The 17114-nt window shown below is 70.0% G+C and carries 12 protein-coding genes and 1 riboswitch; of the genes, 7 read left to right on the forward strand and 5 right to left on the reverse strand.

Annotated elements, in window-relative coordinates; all coding sequences use genetic code 11:
• A riboswitch (TPP riboswitch) is annotated at window positions 1-136 on the forward strand.
• Window positions 129-1919, forward strand: a complete 1791-nt coding sequence (gene thiC, locus JAO81_RS18690; RefSeq protein WP_233415571.1) for a phosphomethylpyrimidine synthase ThiC — start codon at window positions 129-131, stop codon at window positions 1917-1919. (Overlaps the previous riboswitch by 8 nt.)
• 266 nt (window positions 1920-2185) lie before the next feature.
• Here thiC and JAO81_RS18695 read toward each other — a convergent pair whose 3' ends face one another.
• On the reverse strand, window positions 2186-2599 hold the full coding sequence (locus JAO81_RS18695) for a DUF4440 domain-containing protein (protein ID WP_199549009.1): 414 nt from the start codon (window positions 2597-2599) through the stop codon (window positions 2186-2188).
• 24 nt (window positions 2600-2623) lie between these two features.
• Between JAO81_RS18695 and JAO81_RS18700 the strand changes: the two genes are divergently transcribed.
• Complete coding sequence (locus tag JAO81_RS18700) at window positions 2624-3031, forward strand: helix-turn-helix domain-containing protein (RefSeq protein ID WP_307813467.1); 408 nt, start codon at window positions 2624-2626, stop codon at window positions 3029-3031.
• A gap of 111 nt (window positions 3032-3142) precedes the next feature.
• Here the strand turns inward: JAO81_RS18700 and JAO81_RS18705 are convergent, their stop codons facing one another.
• The 3 genes from JAO81_RS18705 to JAO81_RS18715 all read right to left on the reverse strand — a co-directional run bounded on the left by JAO81_RS18705 (window position 3143) and on the right by JAO81_RS18715 (window position 6696).
• Window positions 3143-4003 (reverse strand): hypothetical protein, encoded by an 861-nt coding sequence (locus JAO81_RS18705; RefSeq protein ID WP_199549011.1) that lies wholly within the window; start codon window positions 4001-4003, stop codon window positions 3143-3145.
• Window positions 4004-4186: 183 nt separating this feature from the next.
• Window positions 4187-5308 (reverse strand): metallophosphoesterase, encoded by a 1122-nt coding sequence (locus tag JAO81_RS18710; RefSeq protein ID WP_199549012.1) that lies wholly within the window; start codon window positions 5306-5308, stop codon window positions 4187-4189.
• Window positions 5309-5583: 275 nt separating this feature from the next.
• The gene (locus JAO81_RS18715; protein ID WP_199549013.1) at window positions 5584-6696 is read right to left on the reverse strand and encodes a LacI family DNA-binding transcriptional regulator; all 1113 of its coding nucleotides are present in this window, start codon (window positions 6694-6696) and stop codon (window positions 5584-5586) included.
• 411 nt (window positions 6697-7107) lie between these two features.
• On the opposite strand from JAO81_RS18715, the gene hisC reads away from it, so the two are divergent.
• Entirely contained in the window at window positions 7108-8184 is a 1077-nt protein-coding gene (hisC, locus tag JAO81_RS18720) for a histidinol-phosphate transaminase (protein WP_199549014.1), read from the forward strand.
• 14 nt (window positions 8185-8198) lie between these two features.
• Here the strand turns inward: hisC and JAO81_RS18725 are convergent, their stop codons facing one another.
• Window positions 8199-8573, reverse strand: coding sequence for a cyclophilin-like fold protein (locus tag JAO81_RS18725; protein ID WP_199549015.1), 375 nt, complete (start codon window positions 8571-8573; stop codon window positions 8199-8201).
• A gap of 305 nt (window positions 8574-8878) precedes the next feature.
• On the opposite strand from JAO81_RS18725, the gene JAO81_RS18730 reads away from it, so the two are divergent.
• From JAO81_RS18730 to JAO81_RS18745, 4 genes are all read left to right on the forward strand, one after another.
• Window positions 8879-10384 (forward strand): cytochrome ubiquinol oxidase subunit I, encoded by a 1506-nt coding sequence (locus tag JAO81_RS18730; RefSeq protein WP_199549016.1) that lies wholly within the window; start codon window positions 8879-8881, stop codon window positions 10382-10384.
• A gap of 15 nt (window positions 10385-10399) precedes the next feature.
• Complete coding sequence (gene cydB / locus JAO81_RS18735; RefSeq protein ID WP_199549017.1) at window positions 10400-11404, forward strand: cytochrome d ubiquinol oxidase subunit II; 1005 nt, start codon at window positions 10400-10402, stop codon at window positions 11402-11404.
• A 75-nt stretch (window positions 11405-11479) separates the two neighbouring features.
• The gene (cydD, locus tag JAO81_RS18740; protein WP_233415572.1) at window positions 11480-15025 is read left to right on the forward strand and encodes a thiol reductant ABC exporter subunit CydD; all 3546 of its coding nucleotides are present in this window, start codon (window positions 11480-11482) and stop codon (window positions 15023-15025) included.
• Window positions 15026-15355: 330 nt separating this feature from the next.
• Window positions 15356-17110, forward strand: coding sequence for a GAF domain-containing sensor histidine kinase (locus tag JAO81_RS18745; protein ID WP_199549019.1), 1755 nt, complete (start codon window positions 15356-15358; stop codon window positions 17108-17110).
• The last annotated feature ends 4 nt before the right edge of the window (window positions 17111-17114 follow it).

A 17114-nucleotide genomic window follows, 5' to 3' on the forward strand; every position in this document is an offset into this window, starting at 1 on the left:
CTTTGCACACGCGGGAGCTCGGAGCACCGGGCTGAGAGGGCGCTGACCTCCGTACGGGATGTACGGATATCCGCTGCGTCGACCGCCGAACCTGTTACCGGGTAATGCCGGCGTAGGGAGTAGGTCTCATGACCACACAGGACGTACGCACGCCTGCCTCCAGCACCTCTGCTGCGGCCGAGGAGGAGGCCGGGAAGTCCATCGGCTGGCACAAGGCATACGTCCAGGGCTCGCGCCCTGACATGCAGGTGCCGGTGCGCCAGGTGCACCTCACCAACGGCAAGTCGGTCACGCTGTACGACACTTCGGGCCCGTATACGGATCCGAACGCCGACACCGACGTACGGCGCGGCCTCGCGCCGCTGCGGGAGAACTGGATCATCGCCCGCGGCGACACCGAGGAGTACGCGGGCCGGCCGGTCCGCCCCGAGGACGACGGCATCAAGCACACCTCGCCGCGCGGGGGCAATCTGCGCAACCTCGACGCGGTGTTCCCGGGCCGGCCGCGGCTGCCCCGCCGCGGCCGTGGCGGCGAGGCCGTCACGCAGCTCGCGTACGCCCGGCGCGGGGAGATCACGCCGGAGATGGAGTACGTGGCGATCCGCGAGAACGTCGCGCCCGAGGTCGTACGGGACGAGATCGCCGCGGGCCGCGCCGTGCTTCCGGCGAACATCAACCACCCGGAGATCGAGCCGATGATCATCGGCAAGCGGTTCCTGGTGAAGGTGAACGCCAACATCGGCAACTCGGCCGTGACCTCCTCCATCGAGGAGGAGGTCGACAAGATGACCTGGGCCACCAAGTGGGGCGCCGACACGGTCATGGACCTCTCGACCGGCCGCAACATCCACACCACCCGCGAGTGGGTGCTGCGCAACTCCCCGGTCCCGATCGGCACGGTGCCGCTCTACCAGGCCCTCGAGAAGGTCGACGGCCGCGCCGAGGAGCTCACCTGGGAGGTCTACAAGGACACGGTCATCGAGCAGGCCGAGCAGGGCGTGGACTACATGACGGTGCACGCCGGCGTGCGCCTGCCGTACGTCCCGCTGACGGCCAACCGCAAGACCGGCATCGTCTCGCGCGGCGGCTCGATCATGGCCGCGTGGTGCCTCGCGCACCACAAGGAGTCCTTCCTGTACGAGCACTTCGAGGAGCTCTGCGAGATCCTCGCCGCGTACGACGTCACGTACTCGCTGGGCGACGGTCTGCGGCCCGGCTCGATCGCGGACGCCAACGACCGGGCGCAGTTCGCGGAGTTGGAGACCCTGGGCGAGCTGAACAAGATCGCGAAGGCGCACAACGTCCAGACGATGATCGAGGGCCCGGGCCATGTCCCGATGCACAAGATCAAGGAGAACATCGACCTCCAGCAGGAGATCTGCGAGGAGGCCCCGTTCTACACGCTGGGCCCGCTGACCACGGACATCGCGCCCGCGTACGACCACATCACCTCGGGCATCGGCGCAGCGATGATCGGCTGGTGGGGCACGGCGATGCTCTGCTACGTCACGCCCAAGGAGCACCTGGGCCTGCCCAACCGTGACGACGTGAAGACCGGCGTCATCACGTACAAGATCGCGGCGCACGCGGCGGATCTGGCCAAGGGGCACCCGGGCGCCCAGGACTGGGACGACGCGCTCTCGGACGCGCGCTTCGAGTTCCGCTGGGAGGACCAGTTCAACCTGGCCCTCGACCCGGACACGGCTCGTGAGTTCCACGACGAGACGCTGCCGGCGGAGCCTGCGAAGACGGCGCACTTCTGCTCGATGTGCGGGCCGAAGTTCTGCTCGATGAAGATCTCGCACGACATCCGGCGCGAGCACGGCGAGTCGCAGGCGGAGGTCGAGGCGGGGATGGCGGAGAAGTCCAAGGAGTTCGCCGCCGCCGGGAACCGGGTTTATCTGCCGATCGCGGACTGAGCCACCGTGGTGTGCGGGGCCGGGCCCAACTGGCCGGCCCCGCACACCGGGTGCGCCGAGCGGTACGCGGGGCCCGCACGCGAGCGTGACCGTGGCGAGTCGTACAGCGGCTTCGACGGCCTGATCAGGCTGCAGGTGGATTCCGGGGCCGGGCTGCGGGCCCTCCTGCACGTGCTCGCCCGGGACGGTTCCACCACGTGCTCGCCCGGGACGGTTCCACCGCGGCGCCCGAGAGGCTGCACCGAAGAGTCGTCGTACCGGTCCGTCTACTCGGGCCGGGCCGCATCGTGTGCGGTTCCGAAGGGGTTGTCGATGGCGTAGCGCCAGTAGCCGTCCGGGCCCCGGCGGGCCACGTCGGTGGCGGTGCCCTCGATGTGGACGGGGCTGCCGTGGGCGGCGACTCCGTCGATCACGAAGTCGACGATCAGCAGCGCCAGATCGCCGGACACGTAGGTGTGCCGCGGTGTCACACGGATGGGCACGCGCAGCCCGAGGAACGCCGCGTTCGCCCGTATCCGCTCCGCCCCCGTGGCCTCGCGGCCCGGGGCGGGCACGAAGACCGCACCGGGTTCGTAGAGCTGGTCCAGGGCCACCGGATCGAAGGTGTTGAAAGCCCGGGCGAAGGCGTACGGATGCTCGGCGGCGGTGGTGGACAGCGGCACACTGGGACGATGCGTCATACGGCGAGTGAACAGTCCGGCGAAGTGGGTCACCAAACGGAAATCCACGCCTGGGACCCGCAGTTGGTGCCCGGCGAGGCCGGCCGGACCCGGCGCCCCGAGCCGGACTGCCCGGTGGAGGCCGCGCTGGCGGCCGTCTCGGGCCGCTGGACCACGTTGGTGCTGCGGGAGCTGATGAGCGGTCCCCGTGGCTTCACGGAGCTGCGGACGCGGTTGCCCGAGCTCTCCGCGAAGGTCCTCAGCGAGCGGCTGCGGACCCTGCAGGAGAGCGGTCTGGTCTCGGTCGAGCGCCGGCGCGGCTTTCCCGTCCGTACGCGCTATGAGCTCACGGAGGCGGGTCTGGCCCTGCGCCCGCTCCTGGTCACGCTGTACGCGACCGGGGAACGGCTGTTGCGGCTACGAGGCAGCGGGCCGAAGGCGGAGCCGGCCTGACTCATCGCACGGGCCTCGACTTCCCCGCACGGGCCTCGACTTCCCTGCGCAGGACTCAGCTTCACCGCGCAGACCTCACCTTCACCGCCCGAGAGCGCCCACGCCCAGGTCTCAGTCCGGCTGATGCTCCGGCCCCCCGAAGTCCGGGCTGGAGAAGTCCGGGCTCGAGTAGCTGGGTTTGGGGCCCGCAGGGGGGCCGCCGTCCGGGCTGCTGAAGCCGGGGCGGTGGTAGCCGAGTTGGGGCATCCGGCCGGCCGGCGGGCTCGCGGTGGGATGCCTGACGGTGCCGGGGTCGGCCAGTGCCTCGCGGAGGAAGGGGAGCACGCCCCGCTCGAGGAGCGCGTCCCGCCAGGCTTCCCTGGCGCGGGTGACCTCCTCGGTCAGTTCACCGCTTCCGGCCGCGGTCAGCGAGCTGGACCCGTTGCGCAGCGCGGTCATCAGGAGTCCGACCGCGGCGATCAGGATGCCCGCCGCGGTGAGGGCCCCGAAGAACCAGCCGGCCGTCAACAGGGTGTCGGCGAAGGCGGGTTCAGGGGTGAGCATCTTCAGGATGTAGCCGATGAGCAGGAAGATCGCGGCCGCCGTGCCGGCCAGGACCGGCGCCAGGACCGCGACCACGGCGACCAGACCCGCGCCCTCCGCGACCTCGCCCATGCTCGTGGCCAGGCCCATCGGCCCCGATGAGGACGCGGACGGCTCGGACGGGCCGGATTCGGAGACCGTGGTCTCGGTGCGTGCGGGTTCGCGCAGCTCCTCGCGGACCTTGACGTAGTGGTCGTACTCGGCCGCGGCAGCGGCGGTGATGAGCGCGGTCGCGTTGAGCGCCATCGTGCGCAGTTGTTCCGGGTTCAGACGGTCGCCCACGGCGGCCAGATCAGGGCGGTGCGGCGCGGAGCGCAGCGCTTCATCGAGGACCCGCTCATAGTCCTGGCGGTCCTCGTTCAGCAGGTGCGGAGCGCTGTTCATGTGCATCCCCCGATGCTCCGTAGGGCCGTGACTCCCGCTCGATCTCGGGCAGTGGGGCGGAAACGGAGGAGAGCCTGCTACGGATAAGCCGATGGTAGAGCGGCTCAGGCACGCGGTGACAGGGGGTTTCCGGAAATTGGCCCGGGGGCCGACCAGGGAGTAGGTCCTGTGCACCTGCCCCGTAATCGCTCAGCTATCCAAGGGCAGTCGGCGGACCAGGAGCTTTCCGGCCATGGTCACTCCGCCGTCCATCGCGACGGCAAGACCGTCCGCGTACACATGCGGGCCCTCGACCTGCGGTCCGCCCCCGTCCGCGCCGTCCTCCGAGCCCACCTCGCCGAGCAGATACGGGATCGGGCTGTGGCCATGGACGACCCTGCTGCCGCCGAACACCCCGAGCAACTCCCGTACGGCCTCGGGTCCCGACTGATCGCGGAACGCGAAGCGCTTGGTGAACTTGCGGAAGAGATCCCAGCACTCGTCCGCGTCATTGCGCGTGAGGGCCTCTCGGATCGTGTCATTGACCGAGGTGATCGAATCGCCGTAGTCGAGATACGCCGTGGTGTCCGAGTGCATCAGCAGATGGTCGTCCTCCAGCTCGATCGCGTCGAGCCGGGACATCCACTGCAGATGGACGTCCTGCAGGCGGTCCATGTCCGACTTCTGGCCGCCGTTGAGCAGCCAGGCCGCCTGGAAGGTGGCGGTGCCCGCACCGGAGTTGACCGGGGTGTCGCCGAAACGCTTGGCGCCGATGAGCAGCAGCTCGTGGTTGCCCATGAGCGCCTTGCAGTAGCCGCCGGCCGCTGCGGCCTGGGCGGAGAGCCGCATCACCAGGTCGATGACGCCGATGCCGTCGGGCCCGCGGTCGGTGAAGTCGCCGAGGAACCACAGGCGCGCATGCCCGGCGCACCAGTCGCCGTCGGCGTCGACGAGGCCCTGTTCGCGCAGCGCGGCGAGCAGTTCGTCGAGGTAGCCGTGCACATCGCCGACCACGTACAGCGGACCGAGCTCGTCGCCGGACGGCTCGGGCGCGGGCGCCTGGTCCGGCACCGGGACCTGCAGGGTGTCCCCGCGGTTGATCACCGGAAGGTCGCGCTGGGTCGGCGTATAGCCCTCGGGCTCGCCGGAGTCGCCGAAGCGGTCGGCAGCGTCGCCGAAGTGGTCGCCGGCGTCACCGAAGTGGTCGGCGGCGTCACCGAAACGCTCGGGCGCCTCGCCGAAGCCGGCGGTCTGCTGCACATACGCGGGTACGCGGAAGTCGCGGACCGTGTCCGTACGCACCACGGGTCCCTGACCGGCCCCCTGAGTCATCGACCCCTCCACCACCGTTGCGCCGCATTCCGCCACCGGATCGGACGGCCTGGTCGCGGCTGCCCGTGGTGTCGTGCGCCCATCATAGGAATGCGCCTGGCGCTCTGTGATGCACCAGGGGTGGTGAATCGTGGCAGGACTCGGGAGTGAAGGGGATTTCTCCCGAATTGCGAGCACCTTGCGGCCGCTTCGGAACGCCCGGCGACCGTTTCGGAACGTCCCGTCCACCGTTTCGGTGCGACCGCCGGGCGACGTGCGGCGCCCGGCGGCCCCGTTCACTGCTCGGGTGTACGTGGCGGACTCACCGTCGTGCGGGGGCGGCGGCGCTGCGAGGAGGTGCGGACGATCAGCTCGGTCGGTATCACCTGCTCGAGCGGGGCCGCCGAATCGACCCCCTCGATGGCATCGATGAGCAACTGCACCACGGCCGTCCCGATACGGCGCGGTTTGAGCGAGAGCGTGGTGATGGGCGGCTCGGTGGTGGCGTACACCGCGGACTCGCTGCAGCAGACGAGCAGCAGATCGTCCGGTACGCGCAGTCCGTAGCGCCGGGCGGCGGCGAGCAGATCGGTCCCGTTGGGGTCGAAGAGCCCGTACACCGCGTCGGGCCGGTCGGGGCGCGCGAGCAGCCGGTCGGCTGCGACGGCGCCCGCGCACGGGTCGTGCGCCGGGTAGGCCTCGTACACCGGGTCCTGTTCCACGCGCTTGCACCAGCGCAGATACGCGGTGGTGGACAGGTGCGTGTACGTGTCCGTGGTGGTGCCGGTGAGCAGGCCGATCCGGCGGGCGCCGGCGGCGGCGAGATGGTCGAGGATCTCCATCACGGCGGCCTCGTGGTCGTTGTCCACCCAGGCGGTCACCGGGAGCGAGCCCGCCGGGCGGCCGTCGGAGACCACGGGTAAGCCTTGGCGGACCAGTTCGCTCACGACGGGGTCCTGGTCCGAGGGGTCGATCACGACGGTGCCGTCGAGAGCGACGTTGGACCACACGTCATGGCGCGAGGTCGCGGGCAGGATGACCAGCGCATAGCCGCGGGCGAGCGCGGCGGAGGTGGCGGCTCTTGCCATCTCCGCGAAGTACGCGAACTCGGTGAAGGTGAAAGGTTCATCCCCGTAGGTCGTCACGGTCAGGCCGATGAGGCCCGACTTTCCGGTACGGAGCGTGCGGGCCGCCGCGGACGGGCGGTAGCCCAACCGGTCGGCGACCTCGCGGACATGGCGGCGGGTGGCGTCGGGGAGCCGGCCCTTGCCGTTGAGCGCGTCGGAGACGGTCGTGATGGAGACACCGGCAGCGGCGGCCACGTCCCGGATGCCCGCCCGACCCTGCCGGCTGCCGCCTCCGCGGGGGGTGCCCGCTCGGCTCACCTGGTGCTTCCCTGCTGCTGTCATGGCGAGCCGATAGTAGGGCTCATGAGGGTGGTCGACGGGGGCGCATATGCACTCGTTGACAGGCACGTTTCTGCAAGGTCCACTACCCTCAGTTCCCATTGATACCAAGGTAGTTAAGGGCTTACTGCTCCATCGCCAGGCCGTGTGGGTACATGCGCCTGGCAAGTGGCACATGTTTCGAACTGGTCTCAACTCACCTTCACGGGTGATGCGCGCCACGGCGCGAGCCACCGGCGCGCGGCATCGTGCAGGGCGCTCCCCCTCTTCGTACACGCCGCGGCTCCCGCGGCCTTCGCCCCACGTCGCTCTCGTTATCCACAGGCCATTCGCAGGCGGACGGAATCCTCATAGAGTGAGCAGTATTCGAACCTGAGTGGCACGAAGCCTCTCGTGGCATGAGGAGGACCCGCGGTGAGCCAGAGCCCGAAGCTGCGCGCCGAGCTGGACGGCATCCCGACCTACAAGCCGGGCAAGCCTGCCGCGGCCGGCGGCCCGGTGGCGTACAAGCTGTCCTCCAACGAGAACCCGTATCCCCCGCTCCCCGGAGTGATGGAGCAGGTGACGGCGGCCGCGGGCAGCTTCAACCGCTACCCGGACATGGCGTGCACGGGCCTGATGAACGAGCTGTCGGACCGCTTCGGCGTCCCGCTCACGCATCTCGCGACCGGCACGGGCTCGGTCGGTGTCGCCCAGTCCCTGATCCAGGCGACCAGCGGCCCGGGCGACGAGGTGATGTACGCGTGGCGCTCCTTCGAGGCGTACCCGATCATCACGCAGATCAGCGGTGCGACCTCGGTGAAGGTGCCGCTGACCGCGGGGGAGGTGCACGACCTCGACGCCATGGCGGCCGCGATCACCGACCGCACCCGTCTGATCTTCGTCTGCAACCCCAACAACCCGACGGGCACGGTGGTGCGCCGGGCCGAGCTTGAGCGCTTCCTCGACCAGGTGCCGAGCGATGTGCTCGTGGTGCTCGACGAGGCGTATCGCGAGTTCATCCGCGACGCCGAGGTGCCGGACGGTATCGAGATCTACCGGGACCGGCCCAATGTCTGCGTGCTGCGCACGTTCTCCAAGGCGTACGGCCTCGCGGGTCTGCGCGTCGGTTTCGCGGTGGCGCATGAGCCGGTCGCGGCCGCGCTGCGCAAGACGGCGGTCCCGTTCGGTGTGAGCCAGCTCGCGCAGGATGCCGCGGTGGCCTCGCTGCGGGCCGAGGACGAACTGCTCGGCCGGGTCGGCTCGTTGGTCACCGAGCGCGCCCGGGTGCTGGAGACGCTCAGGTCCCAGGGCTGGACCGTCCCCGAGACGCAGGCCAACTTCGTCTGGCTGCGGCTCGGGGAGCGCACGGTCGAGTTCGCGGGTGCGTGCGAGAAGGCCGGTGTCGTGGTGCGTCCGTTCCCCGGTGAGGGTGTGCGGGTCACGATCGGCGAGGAAGAGGCCAACGACCTCTTCCTGGGGGCCGCGGAGGCCTTCCGCAAGGAGCTGTGACTCCTTCGGGCCGGCTAGTCGGTGACCAGTTCCACGCGGATCGGGTCGCCGTTACGGACGGTGGCGAGGCGACGGGGGTCGCCGTCGAGCGCGCCCAGCAGATTGCAGGGGCTCGCGAGGCGGCACTCCTCGCCGCGTGAGATCGGCGTCGGGCCGTACGGCAGCGCGAGTGCGTCGCCGTCGGTCCAGAACGCGACGGTGCCGGGGTCGACGACCTGCTCGGCGCCGGCCTCGCGCTCCACGCTGACACCGGTGTCGAAGTACACCTCCTCGCCCCATGTGGCGGCCGAGGAGGTGATCGGGAGTGCCTTGGCCAGGGCACGGCTGGTCGGGGTGTCCTCGAGCGTCGCGGTCAAATGGTCTGCGGGCCAGGAGATGCGTATCTGCATGCCGCGGATTCAACAAGATGTTGAAGTTCTTGGGAAGGGCCGTCTCGATCGGTGGCCGCCCCGTCGCGGATGTCGCGCGGAAATCCTCGAGCGCGCCCGCCTGTGATGTCACAACGGCGAGTCCCCGCCCGTCATATGGGGTGGAAGCGCGGAAGGGGACCCCCTCGAAGTTGCCGACAATCCGTACGACATAATGCTTGTGAATGTGAACGCGTTCACAAACGTGTCCCGTTTGATCCCGTGATGACTAGGACAATGCGGGCAAACTGCCGCAGTGACCACGGCGACGTAAGGAGACTGACGACGTGGACTTGGCTCTGGCGCCGGAGACCCTGGCGCGATGGCAGTTCGGCATCACCACCGTCTACCACTTCCTTTTCGTCCCCATCACGATCTCGCTCGCGGCTCTCGTGGCCGGCCTGCAGACCGCGTGGGTTCGGACAGAGAAGGAGAAGTACCTCAGGGCGACCAAGTTCTGGGGAAAGCTGTTCCTGATCAATATCGCGATGGGTGTCGTGACCGGCATCCTGCAGGAGTTCCAGTTCGGCATGAACTGGTCCGACTACTCGCGCTTCGTGGGTGACATCTTCGGCGCGCCCCTCGCGTTCGAGGCGTTGATCGCCTTCTTCTTCGAGTCGACCTTCATCGGTCTGTGGATCTTCGGCTGGGACAAGCTGCCCAAGAAGATCCACCTGGCCTGCATGTGGATGGTCTCGATCGGCACCATCCTCTCCGCGTACTTCATCCTCGCGGCCAACTCCTGGATGCAGCACCCGGTCGGTTACAAGATCAATGAGGAGAAGGGCCGTGCCGAACTCACCGACTTCTGGCACGTCCTGACCCAGAACACCGCCATTGCGCAGATGTTCCACACCATGACCGGTGCGTTCATGGTCGGTGGTGCGTTCATGGCGGGCATCGCCGCGTACCACCTGATGCGCAAGAAGCACATCGAGACCATGAAGACCTCGCTGCGGCTCGGTCTGGTCACGCTCGCCATCAGCGGGGTGCTCTCCGCGGTCAGCGGCGACCACCTCGGCAAGATCATGTTCGAGCAGCAGCCGATGAAGATGGCCGCGGCCGAGGCGCTGTGGGACGGCGAGGAGTCCGCGCCGTTCTCGATCTTCGCGTACGGCGATGTCGACGAGGGCCACAACAAGGTCGCCATAGAGATTCCGGGCCTCCTCTCCTTCCTCGCGCACAACAACCTCGACGAGTACGTCCCCGGCATCAACGACCTTCAGAAGGAGATGCAGGAGAAGTACGGGCCCGGTGACTACCGGCCGAACATCCCGGTCGCCTACTGGGGCTTCCGCTGGATGATCGGCTTCGGGATGGCCTCGCTCGGCATCGGACTGCTCGGCCTCTGGCTGACGCGGAAGAAGTTCATGCTTCCGCAGGCGCTGCGGGTCGGTGAGGACGAAGTGCCGCATCTGGTGGTCTGGAAGAAGCCGCTGAGCGCCAAGTGGGGCAAGTGGTACTGGCTGCTCCTGCTGTGGACCATGCTCTTCCCGCTGATCGCCAACTCCTGGGGCTGGATCTTCACCGAGATGGGCCGCCAGCCGTGGGTGGTGTTCGGCGTCATGAAGACCTCGGCCGCCGTCTCCCCCAATGTCTCGCAGGGCGAGGTCATCACCTCGATGAGCATCTACACGCTGCTCTACGCGGCGCTCGCCGTGATCGAGGTCAAGCTGATCGCCAAGTACGCCAAGGCCGGACCGCCGGAGCTCACGGAGGACGACCTCAACCCGCCGACGAAGATCGGCGGGGACCCGAAGGACTCCGACCGGCCGATGGCCTTCTCGTACTGAGGGAGGAAGAGGGATATGGAACTCCACGACGTCTGGTTCGTGCTGATCGCCGTTCTGTGGATCGGCTACTTCTTCCTCGAGGGCTTCGACTTCGGGGTCGGCATCCTCACCAAGCTGCTCGCCCGCGACCGCACCGAACGCCGGGTCCTGATCAACACGATCGGCCCGGTCTGGGACGGCAACGAGGTCTGGCTGCTCACGGCCGGCGGTGCCACCTTCGCCGCGTTCCCCGAGTGGTACGCGACGCTGTTCTCCGGCTTCTATCTGCCGCTGCTGTTCATCCTGATCTGCCTGATCATCCGCGGTGTCGCCTTCGAGTACCGGCACAAGCGGCCCGAGGACAAGTGGCAGTCCAACTGGGAGCACGCGATCTTCTGGACCTCGCTGGTCCCGGCGCTCCTGTGGGGTGTGGCCTTCGCCAACATCGTGCGGGGCGTGAAGATCGACAAGGACTTCGAGTACGTCGGCACCTTCTGGGATCTGCTCAACCCGTACGCGATCCTCGGCGGGCTTGTCACGCTCACGCTCTTCACCTTCCACGGTGCGGTGTTCGTGGCGCTCAAGACCGAGGGCGATATCCGGGTACGGGCAAGGAAGTTGGCGCTCACGCTCGGGCTCGTCACGGCCGTGCTCGCGCTCGCCTTCCTGATCTGGACCCAGATCGACAACGGTGACGGCAAGTCCCTGGTCGCGATGATCGTGGCGGTGCTCGCCCTGGTCAGTGCGCTCGGGGCCATCAAGGTCGGGCGCGAGGGCTGGTCGTTCGCACTGTCCGGGATCACGATCGCGGCGGCAGTGGCCATGCTGTTCCTGACGCTCTTCCCGAACGTCATGCCGTCCTCGCTGAACGAGGAGTGGAACCTCACGGTCACTAACGCCTCGTCCAGCCCGTACACCCTGAAGATCATGACCTGGTGCGCGGCGATCGCCACTCCGATCGTGCTGCTCTACCAGTCCTGGACGTACTGGGTGTTCCGCAAGCGGATCGGTACGCGGCACATCGCGGCTGACTCGCACTGAGCGTGTGATGTCCAGGGGTGCGCCAACAACTGCTCCGATACGAGCTGTTGGCGCACCCCTTTCTCGTACTGGAGGATGTTTCACGTGAAACCGGTCGACCCTCGCCTCATCCGCTACGCAGGGGCCACCCGCCTCTTCCTCATCGCGATCGTGGTGCTCGGTCTTGCCGGGGCCGGTCTGGTCATCGCCCAGGCGATGCTGATCGCCGAAGTGGTGGTGGGGGGCTTCGAGAAGGGGCTCTCCGCAGGGGAGTTGGGCACACCGCTGCTGTGGCTCGCGGCGGTCGCCGTGGGCCGCGGCCTGGTCGGCTGGCTCACGGAGCTGGCCGCGCACCGGGCGAGTGCGGCGGTGAAGTCCGAGCTGCGGGGGAGGCTGCTCGGGCAGGCGACCGCGCTGGGCCCTGGCTGGCTGAGCGGTCAGCGGACCGGCTCGCTGGTCGCCCTCGCCACCCGCGGGGTCGACGCGCTCGACGACTACTTCGCCCGCTATCTGCCCCAGTTGGGGCTCGCGATCGTGGTGCCTGTGGCGGTGCTCGCGCGGATCGTGACCGAGGACTGGGTGTCCGCGGCGATCATCGTGGTCACGCTGCCGCTGATCCCGCTCTTCATGGTCCTGATCGGCTGGGCGACCCAGGCCCGGATGGACCGCCAGTGGAAGCTGCTCTCGCGGCTCTCCGGGCACTTCCTCGATGTGGTCGCCGGGCTGCCCACGCTCAAGGTGTTCGGGCGGGCCAAGGCGCAGGCCGAGTCGATCCGGAAGATCACCGGCGAGTACCGGCAGGCCACGATGCGGACCCTGCGTATCGCCTTCATCTCGTCCTTCGCCCTGGAACTCCTCGCCACCCTGTCGGTCGCGCTGGTCGCGGTGACCATCGGAATGCGGCTCGTGCACGGCGAGTTGGACCTCTACATCGGCCTCGTCGTCCTGGTGCTCGCGCCCGAGGCGTATCTGCCGCTGCGGCAGGTCGGGGCGCAGTACCACGCGGCGGCGGAGGGGCTCGCGGCCGCCGAGGAGATCTTCGACGTACTGGAGACGCCGCTGCCGGCGACCGGCGACGGGCCCGCGCCGCGCGGGGAGTTGAGCGTCGAGGGCGTGACCGTGCGCTATCCCGGGCGGGATACGGCGGCCGTCGAGAACGTGTCGTTCACGGTCGGCGAGGGCGAGACCGTGGCGCTCGTCGGGCCGAGCGGCGCGGGCAAGAGCACCTTGCTGCATGCCGTGCTCGGCTTCGTACGGCCTGATGAGGGGCGTATCCGGGTCGACGGGACGGATCTCGCGTCCGTGGCGCCCGGCGCCTGGCACGAGCAGGTGGCGTGGGTGCCGCAGCGTCCGCATGTATGCGCAGGGACGCTGGCGGAGAACGTACGCCTCGCGCGGCCGGACGCCGACGACGAGCAGGTGCGCCGGGCGCTGAGGGACGCGGGAGCCCTCGAGTTCGTGGACGCGCTGCCCGAGGGCCTCGGCACGCTGCTCGGTGAGGACGGGGCCGGGCTCTCGGCCGGGCAGAAACAACGGCTCGCGCTGGCCCGGGCGTTCCTCGCGGACCGCCCGGTGCTGCTGCTCGACGAACCGACGGCCGCGCTCGACGGGGCCACCGAGGCGCAGATCGTGGACGCGGTACGGCGGCTGGCTCGCGGTCGCACCGTGCTCCTCGTCGTGCACCGGCCGGCGCTGCTCGCGGTGGCGGACCGGGTGGTGCGGATCGAAGGGGGTGCGTCGGCTGGGGAGTTGGCCGGGGAGCGGGGCGGGGAGTCGGGCGGGGAGTTGGCCACACCTGCCGTGCCGATGGCTGTACGGGATGGGGTCGCCGAGGCCGCCGCCGGGGGCGAGGGACTGGTCGCCGCGACGGTCGCGGATCCGTTGGAGACCGTCCCCGAGCACGGAGTGCTCGCCCGCGTACGGAAGATGGCCGGTGCGCGGCGCGGTCGCCTGCTGCTCGGTCTCTTCCTCGGCGCGCTCGCGCTGGGCAGTGCGGTGGGCCTGATGGCCACGTCCGGCTGGCTGATCTCCAAGGCCTCGCTGCAGCCGCCCGTGCTGCATCTGATGGTGGCCGTCACCGCGACCCGCGCCTTCGGTATCGGCCGCGCGGTCTTCCGGTACGCCGAGCGCCTGGTCACCCATGACGCGGTCCTTCGGATGCTGGCCGACACCAGGGTCGCCGTCTACCGGCGGCTGGAGCGGCTGGCACCGGCCGGGCTCCGGAAGACCCGGCGCGGTGATCTGCTCGCCCGGCTCGTCGGCGATGTGGACGCGCTGCAGGACTACTGGCTGCGGTGGCTGCTTCCGGCGGGTGCGGCTGCGGTGGTCGGGCTGGGCGCTTGTGGCTTTACCGCGTGGCTGCTTCCGGAGGCCGGCGCCCTGCTGGCCGCCGGTCTGCTGCTCGCCGGCGGCGGGGGGCCGTGGGTGGGGGGGGTCGTGGGCCCCCGGGCCCAGCGGCGCCTCGCACCGGCGCGCGGGGAGATGTCGACGCGGGTGGCCGATCTGCTCACCGGGACGGCCGAGTTGACCGTCGCGGGCGCGCTGCCCTCCCGTACGGACAAGGCCCGCGCCGCCGACGCCGAGCTGACCCGGATCGCATCGCGGGGGGCCGGGGCGACCGCGCTCGGGGCCGGGCTCAGCGCGCTGATCTGCGGGCTCACCGTGGTCGCGGCCGGGGCCGTGGGAGTGGCGGCGGTCGGTGACGGGCGCCTGAGCGGGGTCTCGCTCGCTGTCGTCGTGCTCACTCCACTGGCCGCGTTCGAGGCCGTGACCGGGCTGCCGCTCGCCGTGCAGTACCGCCAGCGGGTGCGGCGCAGTGCGGAGCGGGTCTTCGAGGTGCTCGACGCGCCCGCGCCCGTACGGGAGCCGGCGACGCCCGGCACGGTGCCCGCCGGGCCCTTCCCACTGGAGCTGCGCGGGATCTCGGCCCGGCACGCGGGCCAGGACCGGGATGCGCTCGCCGGGGTCGACCTGACCCTGCGGCAAGGGCGGCGGATCGCGGTCGTCGGACCGTCCGGGTCCGGCAAGACGACGCTGGCGCAGGTGCTGCTGCGGTTCCTCGACGCACGGGAGGGCGCGTACGCGCTGGGTGGGGTGGATGCGTACAGCCTGGAGAGCGACGGGGTGCGGCGGCTCGTCGGGCTGTGCGCGCAGGACGCGCACCTCTTCGACAGCTCCGTACGGGAGAACCTGCGGCTTGCCCGGCCGGACGCCTCGGATGGTGAGCTGAGGGACGCGCTGGCACGGGCGCGGCTCCTGGAGTGGGTGGACTCGCTGCCCGACGGTCTGGACACGCTCGTCGGCGAGCACGGGGCCCGGCTCTCGGGCGGCCAGCGGCAGCGGCTCGCGCTGGCGCGGGCGCTCCTTGCCCGGTTCCCCGTCCTTGTCCTCGACGAGCCGGCCGAGCATCTCGATCTGCCGACCGCCGACGCGCTGACCGCCGATCTGCTCGCGGCGACGGAGGGTACGGCGACCGTGCTGATCACGCACCGGTTGGCCGGGCTCGACGCGGTGGACGAGGTCCTGGTGCTCGAGCACGGGCGGGTGGTGCAGCGGGGCGCGTACGCCGAGCTGGTCGAGGTGGACGGGCCGCTGCGGCGGATGGCGGAGAGAGAGCGGGAGGCCGAGGTGCTGGTGGGGTAGCCGGGCTGGTGAGGGAGAGGGCGAGTGGCTGAGCCACTGAGCCACTGCGCCACTGCGCCACTGCGCCACCGGGCCACTGGGCCACCGGTCCACCGCGCCACCGGTCCACCGCGCCACCGGTCCACCGCGCCACCGGTCCTGGCCCACCGGCCCCGCCCACCGGGTCACAGCGCCGGCCCAGAGCCAGCCGGCCCAGAGTCAGCTGGCCCAGAGTCAGCTGGCCCAGTGGCCCAGTGGCCCAGTGGCTGAGCCACTTGACCGGCGGTGGAATCGGGCAGAGCGGGACTACCTGGCTTTCCTCTGAAATTCGGACTAACTAGGATCAAGGGCATGCACGCCCCCGCCGTACCCGAAGAGCTGCCCGAGGATCCCCCTCCCTTCCCGGAGCGGGACGTGACCGGCACCGCCGCCGCGGAGCAGGCCGCGCGCAGTCTGCAGTCGCTCCCCGAGGAGCTCGCGGCCCGTCTGCCGCAGCTGCTCGAGGCCATGGTCTCCGTGGGCAGCGGGCTCGATCTGCACTCCACGCTCGACCGCATCGCGGAGACGGCGGCCAGCCTGACCGGCGCCAGGTACGCGGCGATCGGCGTGATCAACGACAAGGGCGACGGGCTCGCCGACTTCATCACGTACGGCATCCCGCAGGAGCACCGGGAGCTGATCGGCGCCCTGCCGGACGGCAGGAGCGGGCTGCTCGGCGCGCTGATCAAGGATCCGGCGACGGTACGGCTCGACGATCTGACCCAGGACCCGCGCTCCATGGGCTTCCCGCCGCACCACCCCCCGATGCGGACCTTCCTCGGCGTACCGATCCGGGTGGGCGGCGAGGTCTTCGGCAACCTCTATCTGACCGAGAAGCGGGGCGGCGGCAGCTTCAGCATCTACGACCTGCACATGGTCAAAGTGCTCGCGACCGAGGCCGGGATCCAGATCGGCAACGCGCGGCTCTACGAGGCGACCCGGCAGCGCGAGCGGTGGATCGACGGATCGGTGGCGGTCACCACCGCGCTCCTGTCCGGCGCCGACGCCGATGAATCGCTGACCGTCGTGGCCGAGCAGGCGCGCAAACTCGCCAATGCCTCGGCCGCGTTCGTGCTGCTCACCGCCGAGGAAGGCGGCCTGGAGATCGTGGCCGAGTCCACCGAGAGCGGGCCGTCGTCCGCACTCGGTCTGCTCGTGCCGCCCGAATCGCCCGTCGTCGATCTGGTGCTCTCGGGCGAACCGGTCTTCATCGACGACGCCGCCACCGACGACCGGCTGATCACCGAGCTGGCCCGGGCCTACGGCCCCACCATGTTCCTTCCGCTGGAGAGCGGCGGCCGGGTGCTCGGCGTGCTCGCCGCGCCGCGGGTGGGGGGCGCGCAGCCGTACACCGAGGCCGAGAAGACCCTCGCGGTGCAGTTCGCCGCGCAGGCCGCGCTCGCGCTGATGATGGCGGAGGCGCAGCGCGACCGGGAGCGGCTCGCCGTCTTCGAGGACCGCGACCGTATCGCCCGAGACCTGCACGATCTGGTGATCCAGCGGCTGTTCGCCACCGGGATGATGCTGGAGAGCGCGCAGCGCAGGTCGGTGGTGCCCGAGGTGCAGACCGGTGTCGGCAAGGCGATCGACGAGCTCGACGTCACCATCCAGGAGATCCGTACCGCGATCTTCGCGCTGCAGCAGGGGCCCGCGGAGGCGCCGTCGGGGCTGCGGACCCGGGTGCTCCGGGAGATCAACATGGCGGCGGTACCGCTGGGGTTCAAGCCCTCGCACCGTTTCCTCGGGCCGGTGGACACCGTGGTCGGCGAGCTGACCGGCAAGAACCTGATCGCCGCGCTGCGCGAGGCGCTGTCCAATGCCTTCCGGCACGCGCAGGCCGGGCAGATCGAGGTCGTGGTCGATGCGGGAGCCCAGCTGCCGGACGGCCGGGAAGGCGTACGCCTGACGGTGGCCGACGACGGGGTCGGGATTCCGGAGGGCGGCCGGCGCAGCGGGCTGAAGAACCTCAAGCGACGGGCCGAGTCCCTCGGCGGCGACAGCTGGTACGGGCAGGGGATCGGGGACGACGGGGCCGGGACGACGGTGGTGTGGCAGGCGCCGCACTGATGCA

This window comes from Streptomyces sp. N35 (assembly GCF_016464295.1).
Lineage (GTDB): Bacteria > Actinomycetota > Actinomycetes > Streptomycetales > Streptomycetaceae > Streptomyces.